Origin of the sequence: Paraburkholderia sp. SIMBA_030 (genome assembly GCF_046535245.1) — a bacterium.
In the GTDB taxonomy this organism is placed as follows: Bacteria; Pseudomonadota; Gammaproteobacteria; order Burkholderiales; family Burkholderiaceae; genus Paraburkholderia.
This window is the reverse complement of the sequence record NZ_JAWRXB010000028.1, coordinates 24683-41047: the sequence shown is the minus strand read 5'-3', so window position 1 is coordinate 41047 and position 16365 is coordinate 24683. Positions and strand designations below refer to the sequence as shown.

The following is a 16365-nucleotide window of genomic DNA, read 5'->3' as shown; positions in this document are numbered from 1 at the left end:
GGGGCTTAAGCTGCCGATGCAGCCGCTTCGCCCAGACGCTTGCCGAGACTGATCACCTCGTCGGCGCGATAACCAAGCGCCTCGTAAAACGCGCGTACATCGGCCTTCACGGACAAGACCTGCAAATTCAGCTTCGGGCACCCGCGTTCGGTCAGCGTTGTTTCGACGTGCGCGACGAGACGCGTGCCGATGCCATGCCGCCGCAGCGAAGCATCCACGGCGAGCGAATACAACCATCCCCGGTGCCCGTCGTAACCGCCCATCACCGTGCCGACAATTCGTTCGCCGAGTACGGCGACAAAGAACAGTTCCGGCTGTGTCGCCAGCTTGTTGGCGATCGACAGATGCGGATTGCGCTGCGGTTTCGTCACGTCCCGGTACTCCGGGAATGCCTCTTGCCACAGCGCGACCACGGCACCGGTGTCGCTCGCGTCGAAGCGGCGAATCGATAGCGTTGCGGCCGTCGTCATACGCGCGCTCCGGACGGTTACAGCGTGTCGAGAATCGAACGCAGCATCGCCATCATCTGGTCGATTTCTTCGTTCGTGACGTTCAGTGCCGGCATGAAGCGCAGCAGGTTCGGACGCGCCGCGTTCAGCAGCAGGCCGTCGGGCTGCATCACGCGCGCTTTCTCGACGATCTGATTGCCGATGTCCTTGCCGAGCAGCAGCGCACGCAGCAGGCCTTCGCCGCGTTCGCCTGCGAAGCCGCGTTCTTCCGACAACTCCAGCAGCTTCGTGCGCAGATACTCGCCGCGCGCGCGCACGCCTTCGAGGAAGCCCGGCGCCGTCAGTTGCGAGATCACCGAATAGCCGACCGCCGTCATCAGCGGATTGCCGTTGTAGGTGCCGCCCTGATCGCCCGCTTCGAACACGGCGATGTCGGCCTTTGCCAGCAGTGCCGCGAGCGGCACACCGCCGCCGATGCCCTTGCCGAGCGTCATGATGTCCGGCTCGATGCTCGACAGCTCATACGCGAACAAGGTGCCTGCACGGCCACAGCCGCTTTGCACTTCGTCGACGATCAGGAGCACGTTGTGCTGTTTGGTCAGCGCGCGCAGTTGCTGCATGAATTCGCGGGTGGCCGGAATCACGCCGCCTTCGCCTTGAATCGGTTCGAGCATCACCGCGACGGTCTTCGCGGTGATGAGCTTTTCCACCGACGCGATGTCGTTCAGATCCGCTTTCGGGAAGCCCGGCACCTGCGGCGCGTAGATCGTGTCCCAGCCCGGCTTGCCGCTTGCCGACATCGTCGCGAGCGTGCGGCCGTGGAAGCTGTGGTCGAACGTGATGATTTCGAACGCGCCGCCCTTGAATTTCTTGCCCCACTTGCGCGCGAGCTTGATCGCGCCTTCGTTCGCTTCGGCGCCGCTGTTCGCGAAGAACACCTTGTCGAAGCAGCTGTGCTGCGCGAGGAGGGCGGCGAGTTGCGCCATCGGGCCGTTGTAGAACGCCGGCGACGGATTGATCAGCAGTTGCGCCTGTTTGTTCAGCGCTTCGATCATGCCGTCGTTGCAGTGGCCGAGGCTATTGACCGCCCAGCCCTGGATGAAGTCCAGATATCGCTTGCCGTTATTGTCGTAGAGCCACGAGCCCTTGCCGTGCGTAAAAACGATTTCGGGCCGGTTCGTGATGTACATCAGCGACTCGATCGGGTACTCATTGAAATTCATGACGGCAGGCTCCAGGCGACGGGGTGAAGGGTGAATGAAGGTTTGGCCAAATGTGAAACGGGGGCCGGAAAAACAAAAAAGCCACGGCATGCCGTGGCTTTCATGATTCGAACAGCTTGCGCCCTGGTGCGGCGCGAATCCGTGACGAAGCCAGCGGCGTCCCTAGGGGAGCGGCGAGCGGCGACGTCGGAGTTCGGACTGGATGCGGTTCATGCGCGAAAGAATACGACAACGCGTGCAATGGTGTAAACCATGAATTTGCATGGATGCGCGTCAAGGCGGATTTTTGCGCATCCGTCTTATCGTTGACATGTTGTTCGCGAATGGCCCGACCGTCATACGAGCAGGCCGCGCCCCCCCTCAAACCGCGTTCGCCAGATCCGCCGCGCTCGTAAACGAATCCGCATAGAACTCGTCTTCCGGCAGCCCGTGATGCTGTGTGAAATCGCGCTGCGCCGATTCGACCATCACCGGAGCGCCGCACGCGTATACCTGATACGCCGACAGATCGGGCAGATCCTCGATCACCGCGCGATGCACGAAGCCGACGCGGCCCGTCCACGCATCGCTCGCGTCCGGCTCAGAGAGCACCGGCACGAACTTGAAGTTCGGAATCTCTTTCGCCCATTGCTCGGCCAGTTCGAGCAGATACAGATCCTTCTTGCGGCGCGCGCCCCAATAGAGCGTCATCGGCCGGTCGAGGTTCTTGAACACCGCGTGTTCGACAATTGCCTTCAGCGGCGCGAAGCCGGTGCCCGAGGCCAGCAGTACGATCGGCTTGGTCGAATCTTCGCGCAGAAAGAAGGTGCCGAGCGGTGCCTCGAAGCGCAGGATGTCGCGCTCTTTCATTGCGTTGAACACGTGATCCGTGAAGGCGCCACCAGGCATGTGACGAATGTGCAATTCGATCGGACCTTCGGCGTGCGGCGCATTCGCCATCGAATAGCTGCGGCGCTTGCCGTCCTTCAGAATGAATTCGAGGTACTGCCCGGCCAGATACTGCAGACGTTCGTTGGCGGGCAATTGCAGTTTCAGCACCACGACGTCGTCGGCCTTGCGCTCGATTGCGTTGACGCGGCACGGCAGCTTCTTGACCTGCACGTCGCCGACGCCGGCTACTTCGCGGATGTCCACTTCGAGATCGGAGCAAGCCGTCGCGCAGCAGAAGAGCGCCATGCCGCGCGTCTTTTCGTCGTTCGACAACGCCGACGACGAATGCTGACGCTGCTCGATCTCACCGCTGACCACGGTGCCTTTGCAAGAACCGCAGGCGCCGTTCTTGCAGCCGTACGGCAGGCCGATGCCTTGGCGTAATGCGGCGCTGAGCACCGGTTCGTCCTGTTCTACCTGAAACTGCCGGCCGCTTTGCCGGAGCGTGACGTTAAATGCCATAGAGAGTGTTCGAAAGAGAGTGTTCGAAATCGAAAAGTCGGTAATCGTTGTCGGACCCGCGATGCCAACTGTGCGGTACCTGCCGCGCTTGACGGCTACAATGCGTCCACCATGAAAGCGACACGAAACTTCCGCCGGCCACGCGTGTTGATCGTCGGTTGCGGCGATGTGGGTATGCGTTGCGTGCCCCTGCTGCAGCCGCGCGCGCATGTCTTCGCGCTGACCAGCCACGCCGGGCGCCGCGCCGAATTGCGCGCGGCTGGCGTGACGCCGCTGCTCGGCGACCTCGATGCGCGCCGCAGCCTCAAACGGCTCGCGGGCCTCGCGCCGACCGTGCTGCATCTCGCGCCGCCGCAAAAGACCGGCGATGACGACCGCCGTACCCGCGCGTTACTCGCTACGCTGAGTGCCCGCCGGAGTCGTGCTCCGGGTGCCGCGCGCGGCACGGTAGTGCCGGTCGCGCGGCTGCGCCGCGTTCGTGCTGCATGGATGGAATCTGAAGCAGCCAACATTGTACCCGACGGGGTGCGGCGAACCGCCGGCTCGCGCACGCCCGTGCGGCTGGTTTATGCCAGCACGACGGGCGTCTACGGCGATTGTGGCGGCGCATGGATCGACGAAACGCGTACGCTCCAAGCAGCCAATCCGCGCGCGAGGCGTCGCGTGTCAGCCGAGCGGCAACTGCGGCGCGCGACGGCTCAAGGCGCGATCGCGGCAAGCATTGCGCGGATTCCGGGTATCTATGCCGGCAACCGTCTGCCGCTGGCGCGGCTCGAAAAGCGCACGCCAGCGCTGATCGATGCAGACGACGTCTACACCAACCATATCCACGCCGACGATCTCGCCGCGATTCTCGTGCGCATGGCCACACACGGCCGGCCGGCGCGCGTGATCCATGCGTCGGACGATACGTCGCTGAAAATGGGCGAGTACTTCGATGTAGTGGCCGACGCGTTCGGCCTCGAGCGTGCACCGCGCATTACGCGCGCCGCCGCCGAGCAGCAGATCGAGCCGACTTTGCTGTCGTTCATGCGGGAGTCGAGGCGGCTCGTGAACCGGCGCCTCAAAGAGGAATTGCGCGTGCGACTGCGTTATCCGAGCGTTGAAGATTGTCTGCGTGAGGTTCGCGGCACAACTGACGCTCGAACCGCCGGCGAAGCTAAAGGGCGCGATTAAGCGCCACGATTCGATCCAATGTGTTCCGCCGCGAGTAAAAAGCAACCGCCCCGGGCGTCGCCCGGAAAAACGCGCGCCGAGCCGACCGTGCGCCGGCCGCGCGTGACCCAGCCGCCTTACGTCAACGCCGGCAGTGCCTCCAGTAACAGGAAGCACAGCATGGCGCCGATCAAGGCGCCGATAAGATTCGGATGATACTTGTGCCGCAGCCGCATCGTGGCCAGCAGTCCGCCGATCAGGACCAGCCCGAGGCACGTGAATGCAATCATCACGTACGAGAATTCGACAGTGCCGTGGATGACCATGGTGCCCCTCCTTGAACGCTTTGTAGTCTTTGTTTAATCGAGTATAGAGCGGGTTGTAAGGAAGAGCATGCTGCGATGCAGCGTGCGCCGGGGCTGCCAGCAAGGGGTTTGTGCGGTTGCGAACGTTTTTTTCGTGGCCGTTCAAGGCTTTAAAAGCGCGCTACCTGTTTACCCGCTCCGTAAAGATCCGAGGTCGGTTTCGTCGAGCCATTGCCACGCGCCTTCGGCGAGTGTGGCCGGCAATGCAAGTCCGCCGATCTGCTCGCGGTGCAACGCCTCGCAGCGGTTGCCTGCCGCGGCGATCATCCGTTTGACCTGGTGATATTTACCTTCCATCACCGTGAGTTCCAGTGCGTGATCGCCGCGCGCCTGCGCGTTCACGGCTGCGACCGGTTTGGGTTCGCCATGCAGCAGGACGCCGTCGCGCAAGGCGCTCAGCTGTGTGTCGTCGATCGGATGGCGGGTGGTCGCGACGTACACCTTCGGCACTTTGCGTTTGGGCGACGTGAACGCGTGCACGAACTTGCCGTCGTCGGAAAGCAGCAGCAGGCCGGTGGTGTCCTGATCGAGTCTGCCCACGCATTGAACGCCGCGTGCGGCGAACTGCGGCGGCAGCAGATTGAACACGCTCAGGTGATGCTGCGGCTCGCGCGAACATTCGTAGCCGGCGGGCTTGTTCAGCAGCAGATAGGCATGCTCGCGATACGGCCAGACGATGCCGTCGACACTGAACTGGAACGCGCCGTCATCGGTTGCGAAATCGGCGTCGGGATCGGTGTGGACAATGCCGCCGATTGTTACGCGAGCGTCGGCGATCAGTGCGCGGCATTGGCGGCGCGAGCCGAAACCCTGGGTAAAGAGGATGCTTTCGAGATTCATGGCGAGCGAAGAATAACACCGAGCCCTGTCTGGTTGCGGCGGCCGCGGCCTTCGCCGTGCAGGCGCTGATCATCGTCATGTCGCCGGCCGCGCGTCTTGCTCAGCTTCCCGAGCGTGCCGCAGCCGCGTGATGAAAACGGATTTTCATCGCGTAGCGTGACTGCGTGGCGAGTCCCGCCCGGTCGTCGGGGAAAACCCGCGAAAATGAAAATGAATTTTTTTCGAGAAGGTTTTCATGTAAATATAATTTCATTCATTTTGATTACGGTGTCAGCACCACTTCGCTCGCATGATCCATCACGTATCCGCTGCATCCAATCCCGCCGAGCAGGCCATCGCCGCGCGCATCACTGCGGCAATGCCGGTTTTGACGCCGATCCATCGGCGCATGGGCGACTACGTGCTGGCCAATCTGTTTCGCTCCGCCACCATGCGGATCGACGAACTGGCCAGTGTGGTGGGCGCATCGGTGGCAACGGCGAATCGCTTCGCTCGCGCGCTCGGTTTCGACGGCTATCCCCAGTTTCGCGAAGCGCTCGTGCGCGGCTTCGAAGCCACGCTCGCGCCAGTCGAACGGCTGCGCAGCGCGCAAGAGTCGCTCGCTCCCGGCGACGATCTGATCGACGCGTCGCTCGAACAGGCGGCAACCAATCTTCACTCCACCCGCACCGCGATCGATAGCGCCGCCGCCGAAGCCGCCGTCGAAGCGATCATCGCCGCGCGCCGTGTGTTCGTGCTCGGCGCGGGCTCCAGCGCGTTTCTCGCGGGCTTGATGGAACACGGCCTGATGCCGTATCACGACAACGTGCAGTCGCTTGCGTTGATCGGTGGACCCTCGCATGCCGCGCGGCGCCTGTTCACCTCGGACGAGGGCGATCTCGTCGTCGCCATCGCGTTTCCGCGTTATGTCGAGGACACCATCGAACTCGCGCGCCGTGCCGCAAGCCGCGGCGCACGCGTGCTCGCGCTGACCGACAGCCCGCGCTCGCCGCTCGCGCAATTCGCCGATCTCTCGCTCTATATCCGCTCCGAACGGCGGCTTGCGGCGAACGCCGATGCCGCCGTGCTGGCCGTCATCGAAGCACTCTGCGACGCGGTGGCGTATCGCGCGAAACGCTCGGTGAAAGCGGCTGCTGGCGTGACTGAATTCGTGTTGCCGTGGCTGACCGATCCACAAGCCGTGCCGTCCAGCACGCCGGATCGGCCCGCGCGCGCTTCTACCCGTACCACCCGCACGACCAAAGCGAAACGATGAACGCCAACGCAGTCATTGCCATTCACGGCGGGGCAGGCACCATCCTGCGCTCGTCGATGTCGGCCGGTGCCGAAGCCGAATATCACGCCGCCTTGCACGCAGTGTTGAGCGCCGGTCAGCACGTGCTTGCCGACGGCGGCAGCGCACTCGACGCCGTCAGCGAAGCCGTGCGTCTGCTCGAAGACTGCCCGCTCTTCAATGCGGGCCGCGGTGCGGTGTACACGGCCGCCGGCACGCACGAACTCGACGCGGCCATCATGGACGGCAGCACGCTCGAAGCCGGCGCGATCTGCTGCGTGAAGCGCGTGCGCAATCCGATTCTGGCCGCGCGCCGCGTGCTCGAAGGCAGTGAACACGTGCTGTTCACCGGCGAAGGCGCGGAAGCGTTCGCGGCCGCGCAAGGTCTCGAATTCGTCGAGCCGGCATATTTCCATACCGAAGCGCGCCATCGTCAATGGTTGCTCGCACGCGATCAAAAACGCGCGATGCTCGATCACGACGGCGCGACGCTCGCTGCCGCACGGTCTCCGAATGACGGCAATCCCACGCCGCACGAACCGATCGATCCGAATCGCAAGTTCGGCACCGTCGGCGCGGTCGCGCTCGACCAGCACGGCCATGTGGCGGCGGCAACGTCGACGGGCGGCGTGACCAACAAGCAGGTCGGCCGGGTCGGCGATACGCCGCTGATCGGCGCGGGCTGTTATGCGGACGACGCAACCTGCGCGGTCTCGACCACGGGCTCGGGTGAGATGTTCATGCGCATGGTCGCCGCCTACGACGTCGCCGCGCAGATGGCGTATCGCAACGTCTCGCTCGAAGAAGCGGCGAACGACGTGGTGATGAACCGTCTGCCGAAGATCGATGGCCGCGGCGGTCTGGTCGCCGTCGATGCGCGCGGCAATGTCACGCTGCCTTTCAACACCGAAGGTATGTATCGCGGGTTTGCCCGCGTTGGCGAGACGCCGGTGACGGCGATCTATCGCTAAGTCCGTCCCGCGCAATCACGGCTGCTGCCACTTTCACTGCAGCCACTGCATGAACTACCGCTAGCCGCGTTCGAATTCAAAGGAATCCATCGTGCCGACTTCATCGCACATCGTCCGCCCGCTTATCGAAACCTTGCCGCCGCAACGCGTGCTCGCGGTCGACGATCTGTCCGTCGCATTTCGCAGCGGCGAGACGACCTTCAACGCGGTGCGCAATCTATCGCTGACGGTCGAGCGCGGCGAGACGCTGGCGATCGTCGGCGAATCGGGTTCGGGCAAATCGGTGACATCGCTCGCGTTGATGCGGCTGATCGAGCACGGCGGTGGGCGCCTTGCCGGCGGCAGCATCGCCTTCCGGCGCCGCGACGGCAGCGTGCTCGATCTCGCGAAAGCGTCGTCCGGCACGATGCGTTCGATTCGCGGCGCCGATATCGCGATGATTTTCCAGGAGCCGATGACTTCGCTCAATCCGGTCTTCACCGTCGGCGACCAGATCGGCGAGGCGATCGCATTGCATCAGGGCAAGAGCCGGGCCGCCGCGCGTGCTGAAACGCTGCGTCTGCTCGAACTTGTGCGCATCCCCGAAGCGCGCCGCGTGGCCGCGCGCTATCCGCATCAGTTGTCGGGCGGCATGCGGCAACGCGTGATGATCGCGATGGCGCTGTCGTGCAAGCCCGCGTTGCTGATCGCCGACGAACCGACCACCGCGCTCGACGTGACGATTCAGGCGCAGATCCTGCAGCTGATCCGCGGCTTGCAGGACGAGATGAACATGGGCGTGATCTTCATCACGCACGACATGGGTGTGGTGGCCGAAGTGGCCGATCGCGTGCTGGTGATGTATCGCGGCGAGAAGGTCGAAGAGGGTGCTTCGGATGCGCTGTTCGCCGCGCCGGCGCATCCCTATACGAAAGCGCTGCTCGCAGCCGTGCCGCGCCTGGGCGCGATGGAAGGCACCGACCAGCCCGCCAGGTTCCCGATTCTGACGGTCGAACAAGCGGCCTTGACCGGCACCGACAAAGCCGTTCGACCCGCAGCCGCCGTAGCCGAAGAAGCGCAACCGTCGATCGATGAAAACGCGCCGCCAATCTTGCGCGTGCGTGATCTGATCACGCGCTTTCCGGTCAGGAGCGGTTTGTTCGGCCGTGTGACGGGCCGCGTGCATGCGGTCGAGAAAGTCAGCTTCGATTTGCGTCCTGGCGAGACACTCGCACTGGTCGGCGAATCGGGTTGCGGCAAATCGACGACGGGCCGTTCATTGCTGCGTCTCGTCGAAAGCCAGAGCGGCTCGATCGAATTCGACGGCAAGGACATCAGTTCGCTGACCGGCCCTGCGCTGCAAGCGCTGCGCCGCGATATCCAGTTCATCTTTCAGGATCCGTTCGCGTCGTTGAATCCGCGTTTGACGGTGGGCTTCTCGATCATGGAGCCCTTGCTCGTGCACGGCGTGGCGCAGGGCGCAGAAGCACAAGCGCGGGTTGCGTGGCTGCTCGAGAAGGTCGGCTTGCCGCCCGAAGCCGCGCGACGTTATCCGCACGAATTCTCAGGTGGTCAACGGCAACGCATCGCCATCGCGCGCGCGTTGGCGTTGAATCCGAAAGTCGTGATCGCCGACGAATCCGTTTCCGCGCTGGACGTGTCCGTGCAGGCGCAGATCGTCAACCTGATGCTCGATCTGCAACGCGAACTCGGCGTCGCGTATCTGTTCATTTCGCACGACATGGCGGTGGTCGAGCGCGTCAGTCATCGCGTCGCGGTGATGTATCTCGGCCAGATCGTCGAGATCGGTCCGCGCCGCGCAGTGTTCGAAGCACCGCAACATCCGTACACGAAGAAGCTGATGGGCGCGGTGCCGGTGGCCGATCCGGCGCGCCGCCACGCGAAACGGATGCTTGCCGCCGATGAAATTCCGAGCCCGATTCGCGCGCTCGACGACGAGCCGATGGTGGCGCCGCTGGTCGCGGTTGGACCGGGCCATTTCGTCGCCGGGCATCGGGTCTGCGGCGCTTATTAAAGCCTGCATATTCAACCCTGATTTTTAAACCCGACTCTTCACTCGCACCACAACCCGTTTCAATTCGCAGCCTGGAGCCAACCTCATGAACCTGCTGGTCCCGTCTTCTCCGTTTCGTTTGCGCGCGCTGGTCAGCGGCGGCGCGGTGGTGTTCGCGATGCTCGCGGGCAATGCGGCGCACGCCGAAACGACTGCCGTGATGGCGGTCGCCTCGACCTTCACGACGCTCGATCCGTACGACGCCAACGACACGCTGTCGCAAGCCGTTGCGAAGTCGTTCTACCAAGGCATGTTCGGTTTCGACAAGGACATGAAGCTGGTCAACGTGCTGGCCGACAGCTACGAAGCAAGCGCGGATGCACGCGTCTACACGATCAAGCTGCGCCAGGGCGTCAAGTTCCAGGACGACACCGATTTCAACGCCGCGGCGGTTAAGGCCAACTTCGACCGCGTCACCGATCCGGCGAACAAGCTGAAGCGCTACAACATGTTCAACCGCATCGACAAAACCGAAGTGGTCGATCCGTACACGGTGAAGATCACGCTGAAAGCGCCGTTCTCGGCGTTCATCAACGTGCTCGCGCATCCGTCGGCGGTGGTGATCTCGCCGACGGCGCTCAAGAAGTACGGCAAGGACATTGCGTTCCACCCGGTCGGCACCGGACCGTTCGAACTGGTGAAGTGGGATCCGGCAGGCGATCTGACGGTGAAGAAGTTCTCCGGCTACTGGAAGAAGGGTTACCCGAAGGTCGACGCGATCGACTGGAAGCCGGTGGTCGACAACAACACGCGTGCTGCGTTGATGCGCACCGGCGAAGCGGACTTCGCGTTCCAGGTGCCGTTCGAGCAGGCCGCGCAATTGCAGTCGAGCCCGAAGGTCGATCTGATCGCGTCGCCCTCGATCATCCAGCGCTATATCAGCCTGAACCTGAATCAGAAGCCGTTCGACAATCCGAAGGTGCGCGAAGCGCTGAACTACGCGGTCAACAAGGAAGCGCTGACGAAGGTCGTGTTCGCCGGTTATGCGACGCCGGCTGACGGCGTCGTGCCGCAGGGCGTCGACTACGCGGTGAAGCTCGGCCCGTGGCCGTACGATCCGGCGAAGGCGCGTGAACTGCTGAAGGAAGCGGGTTATCCGAACGGTTTCGAAACGACGCTGTGGTCGGCCTATAACTACTCGACCGCGCAGAAGGTGATCCAGTTCGTGCAGCAGCAACTGGCGCAGGTCGGCATCAAGGCGCAGGTCGAGGCGCTCGAGGCGGGTCAGCGTGTCGCCAAGGTCGAGAGCGCGCAGGATGCGGCAACCGCGCCGGTGCGGATGTACTACGCGGGCTGGTCGTCGTCGACGGGCGAAGCGGACTGGGCGATCACGCCGCTGCTCGCGTCGGTTTCCTTCCCGCCGAAGATGGTCAACACCGCGTACTACAAGAACGACACGGTCGACAGCGATCTGAAGCAGGCGCTCGAAACCACCGATCGCACGCAGAAAGCCGCACTTTACACCGATGCGCAAAAACGTATCTGGGCCGACGCGCCGTGGATCTTCCTCGTCAAGGAGAAGGTCGTGTATGCGCGCAGCAAGCGTCTGTCGGGTGCTTACGTGGCGCCGGACGGCTCGTTCAATTTCGACGAGATCGCAATCAAGTGATGAGCTGACCGTCGAGCGCGGCGTGTTCCATAAGAGCGCGCCGGCCGGACGGTCGCTTTCTGACGATCCATCGCTGTCTGCCTCATTGCCGGATTGGGTTTCATGCTGAACTTCCTTGTCAAACGTCTCTTTGGCTTGCTGCCGACGCTCTTTATCGTCTCGGTGCTGGTCTTCCTGTTCGTGCATCTGTTGCCGGGCGATCCGGCGCGGCTCGCCGCCGGCCCCGATGCCGACGAAGCGACCGTCGCGCTGGTGCGCGCCGACCTCGGCCTCGACCAGCCGATGGCGCAGCAATTTGCCCACTTCTTCGTGAAGATCGCGCACGGCGACTTCGGCACGTCGACGCGCAGCAAGCGGCCGGTCAGCCAGGAAATCGGCGAGCGTTTCATGCCGACGCTGCTGCTTACGCTTGCCAGCATGGTGTGGGCGGTCGTGCTCGGCATGGGCATCGGCATCGTGTCGGCGGTCTGGCGCAATCGCTGGCCGGACCGGCTCGGCATGACGCTCGCGGTGTCGGGCATTTCGTTTCCGGCCTTCGCGCTCGGCATGCTGCTGATGGAGATTTTTTCGGTCAAGCTCGGCTGGCTGCCGATTGTCGGCGACGGCTCGTGGCAGAGCTACGTGCTGCCGTCGCTGACGCTCGGCGCGGCGGTGGCCGCGGTGATGGCCCGCTTCACGCGCGCCTCGTTCATCGAAGTGATGAACGAAGACTTTGTGCGCACCGCACGCGCCAAAGGTGTGCCGGAGCGGCTCGTGATCGTCAAACATTGCCTGCGCAACGCGATGATTCCCGTCGTCACGATGATGGGCCTGCAGTTCGGCTTTCTGCTGGGCGGCTCGATCGTCGTCGAAGTGGTGTTCAACTGGCCGGGCCTCGGACGCCTGCTGGTGGACGCGGTTTCGATGCGTGACTATCCGGTGATTCAAGCCGAGGTGCTGTTGTTCTCGCTCGAATTCATCATCATCAATCTGGTGGTGGACGTGCTGTACGCCGTCATCAACCCGACCATCCGTTTCAAGTGAGGCTCGCATGAGCATCTCAGTCGCCGAGGCGAATGCGGCCAAGGCCGCCCTCGTAGAAAGCACGATCCGCACGCCGTGGAGCGAGTTCTGGCGCAAATTCCGTAAGCAGCACGTGGCGCTCGCCGCGGGCATTTTCGTGCTGCTGCTGATTGTGGTCGCGATCGTCGCGCCGCATATCGTGCCGTACGACCCGGAAAACTTTTTCGACTACGACGCGTTGAACGCGGGGCCAACGGCCGCGCACTGGTTCGGCGTCGATTCGCTGGGCCGCGACATTTTCAGCCGCATTCTGGCGGGCTCGCGTATTTCGCTGGAGGCAGGTTTTCTGTCAGTGGCGATCGGGGCGTTGATCGGCACGTTCTTCGGCCTGCTGGCAGGTTATTACGAAGGCTGGTGGGACCGCATCACCATGCGGATCGCCGACGTGCTGTTCGCATTCCCCGGCATTCTGCTGGCGATCGGCGTGGTGGCGATTCTCGGCAACGGCATGATCAACGTGATCTGCGCGGTGGCGATTTTCAGCATCCCCGCGTTTGCGCGGCTCGTGCGCGGCAATACGCTGATGCTCAAGCAACTGACCTACATCGAAGCGGCGCGCAGTATTGGCGCATCGGACTGGACGATCATCGTGCGGCATATTCTGCCGGGGACGATTTCGTCGGTGGTGGTGTACTTCACGATGCGTATCGGCACGTCGATCATCACGGCGGCCAGCCTGTCCTTTCTCGGACTCGGCGCACAACCGCCGACGCCAGAGTGGGGCGCGATGCTCAACGAGGCACGCGCCGACATGGTCACCGCGCCGCATATCGCGCTGTTTCCGAGCCTCGCGATTTTCCTCACCGTGCTGGCGTTCAACCTGCTCGGCGACGGTTTGCGCGATGCACTCGATCCGAAGCTCGACCGGCCATGAGTTTTACAGAACCTCAAAACGCGCCGCATATCGGCGTATTGCCGCGCGGTCCGCTTGGCACGATCGCCGATGTGCAAGGGGTGACAGCCGGACATTGCACGTTGGACGACGGCACGGTGCAAACCGGCGTCACCGTGATCCATCCGCACCGTGGCGATCCGTTTCTCCACAAGGTGCCGGCCGCTGCGTCGGTGATCAACGGTTTTGGCAAGAGCGTCGGGCTCGTGCAGGTCGAAGAACTGGGCTTGCTGGAAACGCCGATTGCATTGACCAACACCTTTGGCGTCGCGGCGGTGGCGCAGGCGCAGATTCGCGCGGCGATCCACACGAATCCGCGGATCGGACGCGAGTGGTCGACGCTCAATCCGTTGGTGTTCGAATGCAATGACGGATACCTGAACGATATCCAGGCGCTGGCAGTCCGTGAGCAGCATTACAACGAGGCCTGGGCTGCGGCAAGCACTAACATCGCAAGCGGTTCGGTCGGCGCGGGGCGCGGCATGTCGTGCTTCGATCTGAAGGGCGGGATCGGCAATGCATCGCGCGTGGTCGACGTAGCGGGGCAGGTCTATACCGTCGGCGCATTGGTGCTGGCGAACTTCGGCCGCCTGCCGATGCTGACGATCGACGGTGTGCCGCTCGGCCGCATGCTGGCCGGACGTGCGTCCAAAGCCGCCGCGGCGGCAACTGCGGCAGGCCAGCCGGAACAAGGCTCGATCATCATGATCGTCGCCACCGACGCGCCGCTTGACGCACGCCAACTCAAACGTCTGTCGTTGCGCGCGGCGGCGGGCCTCGCACGAACCGGTTCGGCGTACGGCCACGGCAGCGGCGATATCGCGTTGGCGTTTTCAACGGCCTACACCGTGCCGCACGATGCCGATTTTGTCGCGTTGCCGCCTTTGCTCGCAGACGCGCGCCTCGATCCGTTATTCCGTGCCTGTTCGGACAGCGTCGAGCAAGCGGTTGTCGATGCGTTGTGGAGCGCCACCTCGGTGACGGGCCGCGACGGTCATCGGCGCTTATCGCTGCACGACACCGTTGCCGACCTCGCTCAACTTCTCAAGCGATCTTCCTGATGAAAGTCCTGATTTCCGCCGATATCGAAGGCGTGGCTGGCGTGTTCCATCCTGAACAAACGCGTGCGGGCAACGGTGAGTACGAAGCCGCACGCCGCTGGATGACGCTCGAAGCCAATGCCGCGATCGAAGGCGCGTTTGCTGGCGGCGCGACGCACGTGTGGGTCAACGACTCGCACGGCGGTTTCCGCAATCTGTTGCCCGATCTGCTCGATGCGCGCGCCCAGCTGGTGCTCGGCAAGCCGCGCACGCTCGGCATGATGGCCGGGCTCGAATACGGCGCGGCGCTAGTGTTCATGATCGGCTATCACGCCATGTCGCAAACGCGCGGCATCCTCGCGCACACCGTCAATAGCTTCGCATTCGCGCGGGTTTCGCTGAACGGTGTCGAAGTCGGCGAGGCGGGATTGTATGGCGCGCTGGCGGAAGAATATGGCGCACGTGTGGCGCTTTTGTCCGGTGACGATGTATTCGCCGAGGAAACGTCGCCGTATTTTCCGGGTGCCCGATTTGTCGTCACCAAGAGCGCGACGGGTCACGCGAGCGGCGTCACGCAAACGCCGGCCGCCGCACGTGATGTGATCGAAAGTGCCGCGCGCGAGGTGGTGCAACAGCACATCAACGCCGGTCATGCGCCGCAAGCCACGCGCGCTGCAGCAAAACCGGTCGAATGCGAATTGCGCGTGCAAACCGCCGCGCTCGCCGATCTGTTTTGCCAATGGCCGACGCTTACGCGCGTCGATGCCGTGACGTTGCGCTTTAGTGCGGCATCGGCGGAACATGCGGTCCGCATGTTGAACTGCCTGTCGGCGATGTCGTTCATGTTGCGCTAGCCGTATACCGAGGAACGATGCGGGGCAAAGCTCGCGCATTCGCCTGAAGCCGGTTACTGCTGCCGGCTGAGTTCTCTCGCCGCCCGATCGATCACATCGGCGATCGCACCGGCATGCGACACCGGCGCAAGATGGCTCGATGAGATCGACACGACCTTCGCACCCATCCGGTCGGCCATGAATTTTTCGACTTCAGGCGACACCGCGCGATCCTTCGTTGTCAGCACGTACCACGACGGCTTCTCTTTCCATGCCACCTGGCTGACGGTTTCGCTGAACGCCTTCGCGGCGATCGGCTGTTGCGCGGCAGAGAGCACGCGCGTCAGGCTTTCGGGGACGTCGGCGGCGAAGTCGGCGTGATACCTGGTGCGGTCGAGCCAGAGAAAGCCGCTCGGGTCGGCGACGATGTTTTTGCCCGCGGGCATCGGCGCCGCGCGTTTCAGCAGATCCGTCGCCGATTCATGCAGGTCAGGCGCAATCGCCGCTACGTAGACAAGGCCGGCGACGTTCGGCGCGTTCGCGCCCGCTTCGGTGATCACCACGCCGCCCCAGGAATGCCCAACCAGCATGACCGGGCCATCCTGACGCGCGAGCACGCGGCGGGTGGCGGCGACGTCGTCGGCGAGGGAGGTGAGCGGGTTCTGCACCGAACTCACGTGATAGCCCTTCTGCTGAAGCTTCGCGACAACGCCATTCCAGCTCGACCCATCGACGAAGGCGCCGTGAACCAGCACGACGTTGCGCACGGGGCCGGTCATCGCTGCGGGTGGTGTGGGGGCGGCTGCGGTCGGCGCAGCGGGTGCTGCTGGCGCTACGGGCGCTGGCGCGGGGGCTGCGGCTGGCGTTGCCGGTGCTTCAGGAGCCGGTGATTCCATGTCTGGCGCGGACGCCGGTTCGGCGGCGGGTTCGGCAGTGGGCGCCGCGGTTTGCGCGACGGCGCTGGCCCCAGCGAACCAGAGACACAAAGCAGCAGCGCAAAGCAGACGTTTGGGCGACATGTTGAATCTCCGAAGGCTGAAACCTCGACTAGGGGCACCATACCGAAGCGGCGCGCCGTGTCAATCGATATCGTCGTGGTTAGGTGCGGCGCAGAACCAAGCGCGGGTTGGTCCCAGTATTTAGGCAATATCGGCCGCGGTAAAATTTACGGTTCTGCCCGGGCAGGCCATAAGTCTGATCGGGTGATC

15 protein-coding genes are annotated in these 16365 nt (G+C 63.6%); 9 read left to right on the top strand and 6 right to left on the bottom strand.

What is annotated here, in order from left to right:
• Nucleotides 1-5: 5 nt before the first annotated feature.
• The 3 genes from SB772_RS35060 to SB772_RS35050 all read right to left on the bottom strand — a co-directional run bounded on the left by SB772_RS35060 (nucleotide 6) and on the right by SB772_RS35050 (nucleotide 3064).
• Nucleotides 6-470: a GNAT family acetyltransferase gene (locus tag SB772_RS35060; protein ID WP_410837711.1), complete on the bottom strand. Its 465-nt coding sequence runs from the start codon at nucleotides 468-470 to the stop codon at nucleotides 6-8.
• A gap of 17 nt (nucleotides 471-487) precedes the next feature.
• A complete protein-coding gene (locus tag SB772_RS35055; RefSeq protein ID WP_410837710.1) occupies nucleotides 488-1672 on the bottom strand; it encodes an acetylornithine transaminase in 1185 nt (394 codons plus the stop codon).
• 360 nt (nucleotides 1673-2032) lie between these two features.
• Entirely contained in the window at nucleotides 2033-3064 is a 1032-nt protein-coding gene (locus SB772_RS35050) for a CDP-6-deoxy-delta-3,4-glucoseen reductase (protein ID WP_410837709.1), read from the bottom strand.
• A gap of 111 nt (nucleotides 3065-3175) precedes the next feature.
• On the opposite strand from SB772_RS35050, the gene SB772_RS35045 reads away from it, so the two are divergent.
• Nucleotides 3176-4240, top strand: a complete 1065-nt coding sequence (locus SB772_RS35045) for an NAD-dependent epimerase/dehydratase family protein (protein WP_410837708.1) — start codon at nucleotides 3176-3178, stop codon at nucleotides 4238-4240.
• Between the two features lie 116 nt (nucleotides 4241-4356).
• Here the strand turns inward: SB772_RS35045 and SB772_RS35040 are convergent, their stop codons facing one another.
• Together SB772_RS35040 and SB772_RS35035 are read right to left on the bottom strand one after the other, a co-directional pair.
• The gene (locus tag SB772_RS35040) at nucleotides 4357-4545 is read right to left on the bottom strand and encodes a hypothetical protein (RefSeq protein WP_410837707.1); all 189 of its coding nucleotides are present in this window, start codon (nucleotides 4543-4545) and stop codon (nucleotides 4357-4359) included.
• 168 nt (nucleotides 4546-4713) lie between these two features.
• Entirely contained in the window at nucleotides 4714-5424 is a 711-nt protein-coding gene (locus SB772_RS35035) for a pseudouridine synthase (protein WP_410837706.1), read from the bottom strand.
• A gap of 289 nt (nucleotides 5425-5713) precedes the next feature.
• Between SB772_RS35035 and SB772_RS35030 the strand changes: the two genes are divergently transcribed.
• The 8 genes from SB772_RS35030 to SB772_RS34995 all read left to right on the top strand — a co-directional run bounded on the left by SB772_RS35030 (nucleotide 5714) and on the right by SB772_RS34995 (nucleotide 15178).
• The gene (locus SB772_RS35030) at nucleotides 5714-6679 is read left to right on the top strand and encodes a MurR/RpiR family transcriptional regulator (RefSeq protein ID WP_410837705.1); all 966 of its coding nucleotides are present in this window, start codon (nucleotides 5714-5716) and stop codon (nucleotides 6677-6679) included.
• Nucleotides 6676-7668: an isoaspartyl peptidase/L-asparaginase family protein gene (locus tag SB772_RS35025; RefSeq protein WP_410837704.1), complete on the top strand. Its 993-nt coding sequence runs from the start codon at nucleotides 6676-6678 to the stop codon at nucleotides 7666-7668. Before SB772_RS35030 ends, SB772_RS35025 begins: the two co-directional genes overlap by 4 nt.
• Nucleotides 7669-7759: 91 nt before the next feature.
• The gene (locus tag SB772_RS35020) at nucleotides 7760-9682 is read left to right on the top strand and encodes a dipeptide ABC transporter ATP-binding protein (RefSeq protein ID WP_410837703.1); all 1923 of its coding nucleotides are present in this window, start codon (nucleotides 7760-7762) and stop codon (nucleotides 9680-9682) included.
• 85 nt (nucleotides 9683-9767) lie between these two features.
• Nucleotides 9768-11330 carry a glutathione ABC transporter substrate-binding protein GsiB gene (gsiB, locus tag SB772_RS35015; RefSeq protein WP_410837702.1) on the top strand — a complete coding sequence of 521 codons (1563 nt, stop codon included), beginning with the start codon at nucleotides 9768-9770 and terminating at the stop codon, nucleotides 11328-11330.
• A gap of 102 nt (nucleotides 11331-11432) precedes the next feature.
• On the top strand, nucleotides 11433-12353 hold the full coding sequence (gene gsiC / locus SB772_RS35010; RefSeq protein ID WP_410837701.1) for a glutathione ABC transporter permease GsiC: 921 nt from the start codon (nucleotides 11433-11435) through the stop codon (nucleotides 12351-12353).
• Nucleotides 12354-12360: 7 nt separating this feature from the next.
• Entirely contained in the window at nucleotides 12361-13266 is a 906-nt protein-coding gene (gene gsiD / locus SB772_RS35005; protein WP_410837700.1) for a glutathione ABC transporter permease GsiD, read from the top strand.
• The gene (locus SB772_RS35000) at nucleotides 13263-14345 is read left to right on the top strand and encodes a P1 family peptidase (RefSeq protein WP_410837699.1); all 1083 of its coding nucleotides are present in this window, start codon (nucleotides 13263-13265) and stop codon (nucleotides 14343-14345) included. The genes gsiD and SB772_RS35000 overlap by 4 nt, the downstream gene beginning before the upstream one ends.
• The gene (locus tag SB772_RS34995) at nucleotides 14345-15178 is read left to right on the top strand and encodes a M55 family metallopeptidase (RefSeq protein WP_410837698.1); all 834 of its coding nucleotides are present in this window, start codon (nucleotides 14345-14347) and stop codon (nucleotides 15176-15178) included. The genes SB772_RS35000 and SB772_RS34995 overlap by 1 nt, the downstream gene beginning before the upstream one ends.
• 53 nt (nucleotides 15179-15231) lie before the next feature.
• Here the strand turns inward: SB772_RS34995 and SB772_RS34990 are convergent, their stop codons facing one another.
• Nucleotides 15232-16176 carry an alpha/beta fold hydrolase gene (locus SB772_RS34990; RefSeq protein WP_410837697.1) on the bottom strand — a complete coding sequence of 315 codons (945 nt, stop codon included), beginning with the start codon at nucleotides 16174-16176 and terminating at the stop codon, nucleotides 15232-15234.
• Nucleotides 16177-16365 lie beyond the last annotated feature (189 nt).

Coding starts and splice junctions, on each gene's coding strand:
- gsiC (WP_410837701.1), top strand. CDS start 11,433: ATGCTGAACTTCCTTGTCAAACGTCTCTTTGGCTTGCTGCCGACGCTC.
- SB772_RS35000 (WP_410837699.1), top strand. CDS start 13,263: ATGAGTTTTACAGAACCTCAAAACGCGCCGCATATCGGCGTATTGCCG.
- SB772_RS35060 (WP_410837711.1), bottom strand. CDS start 470: ATGACGACGGCCGCAACGCTATCGATTCGCCGCTTCGACGCGAGCGAC.
- SB772_RS35050 (WP_410837709.1), bottom strand. CDS start 3,064: ATGGCATTTAACGTCACGCTCCGGCAAAGCGGCCGGCAGTTTCAGGTA.
- SB772_RS35030 (WP_410837705.1), top strand. CDS start 5,714: ATGATCCATCACGTATCCGCTGCATCCAATCCCGCCGAGCAGGCCATC.
- gsiB (WP_410837702.1), top strand. CDS start 9,768: ATGAACCTGCTGGTCCCGTCTTCTCCGTTTCGTTTGCGCGCGCTGGTC.
- SB772_RS34995 (WP_410837698.1), top strand. CDS start 14,345: ATGAAAGTCCTGATTTCCGCCGATATCGAAGGCGTGGCTGGCGTGTTC.
- gsiD (WP_410837700.1), top strand. CDS start 12,361: ATGAGCATCTCAGTCGCCGAGGCGAATGCGGCCAAGGCCGCCCTCGTA.
- SB772_RS35045 (WP_410837708.1), top strand. CDS start 3,176: ATGAAAGCGACACGAAACTTCCGCCGGCCACGCGTGTTGATCGTCGGT.
- SB772_RS35055 (WP_410837710.1), bottom strand. CDS start 1,672: ATGAATTTCAATGAGTACCCGATCGAGTCGCTGATGTACATCACGAAC.
- SB772_RS34990 (WP_410837697.1), bottom strand. CDS start 16,176: ATGTCGCCCAAACGTCTGCTTTGCGCTGCTGCTTTGTGTCTCTGGTTC.
- SB772_RS35035 (WP_410837706.1), bottom strand. CDS start 5,424: ATGAATCTCGAAAGCATCCTCTTTACCCAGGGTTTCGGCTCGCGCCGC.
- SB772_RS35040 (WP_410837707.1), bottom strand. CDS start 4,545: ATGGTCATCCACGGCACTGTCGAATTCTCGTACGTGATGATTGCATTC.
- SB772_RS35025 (WP_410837704.1), top strand. CDS start 6,676: ATGAACGCCAACGCAGTCATTGCCATTCACGGCGGGGCAGGCACCATC.